The 1,111-nt window shown below is 44.2% G+C and carries 2 protein-coding genes; one reads left to right on the forward strand and one right to left on the reverse strand.

Going from position 1 to position 1,111, the window contains the following annotated elements:
- Positions 1-541 (forward strand): hypothetical protein (locus R7093_RS24075; RefSeq protein ID WP_318146867.1); only part of this gene is annotated, 541 nt, incomplete at its 5' end.
- A 104-nt stretch (positions 542-645) separates the two neighbouring features.
- Here R7093_RS24075 and R7093_RS28700 read toward each other — a convergent pair.
- Positions 646-780 carry an MbeD/MobD family mobilization/exclusion protein gene (locus tag R7093_RS28700; RefSeq protein WP_169629211.1) on the reverse strand — a complete coding sequence of 45 codons (135 nt, stop codon included), beginning with the start codon at positions 778-780 and terminating at the stop codon, positions 646-648.
- Positions 781-1,111 lie beyond the last annotated feature (331 nt).

Here is a 1,111-nt window from a genome sequence, read left to right on the forward strand (position 1 = left end):
GTTCCTTGAAATCGTAGGTTTTGATCAAAATTGGCTGCAAGTAGAATATGACAAGAGTCCACTGGCTAACTTTGTATTCACGGGGACGACTACCTGGGCCGGTGGTGAAGAGAAAGAGTTCTACGCCAAGCAACAGGTTAATATCATCAATAATGCTATCAACGAAACCAGCCCTTACTATATTGGTAAGGAGCATGACCTGTTCTTCAAAGGGCATCCTCGCGGTGGTGTTATCAATGACATCATTATTAGCAGTTTTGATAATATGGTGAACATTCCGTCAGCCATCTCTTTCGAAGTCCTGATGATGACAGATATGCTGCCTGATACTATCGCCGGTGTGGCCAGCTCTTTGTATTTCACTATTCCAGCGGAAAACATCAAATTCATCGTTTTCACTTCATCCGAAGAGATCACCGATCGTGAACAAGCATTAAAGAGCCCACTGGTTCAGGTCATGATGACTCTGGGCATTGTGAAAGAAGAAAACGTTCTCTTCTGGGCCGATATGCCTGATTGCAGCAGTGGAACCTGTATCTAATCCAGTTTTAAAAGGCCCTTCGGGGCCTTTTTTCATGCTTCAATCTCAATTGCAGCGTGTGACCAGATTCAAACTCCCTGAAAAAGAGATTACTGATACTTGATTCAAATCAGGGTTTCCAACTGCTGGAGCTGCTCCGCTAAATCGTTGTATAGATTCACAAATTCCTTTTGTTGTATTTCGTGCTGCGTCTGCAATTGCTCGAATTCGTTCAATAATAGGGTTTCTAACTCGGTCATGTTCTACTTCTCCACCAGTTTGATAAGTTCGTTCTGGCCATCGTTGAGAGTCAATCCCCCTTTCACAGTGTATCCCTCTGGGATCACGATGTAACGCCCCTCTTTGTCCTGAAAGAAACGAATCCCCCATGTTAAGTAGGGAAAAAAATGCAAATGAGACAAATAGACTAATCTCAAAGGATCTCCAAAGAAACGATAAGGATGCTAGGAAAGCTAGCGCACGCCGCCCTTTCGGCTGCGCCGACCCCTACCCATTTCGACTCAAATTTATGAGTGATTTGGGTATCTTTTTGGTCGCTTTCAGATTGGGTAAGTCTCTTCCCTTTCGGGC

Source organism: Vibrio sp. 1580, assembly GCF_033340055.1.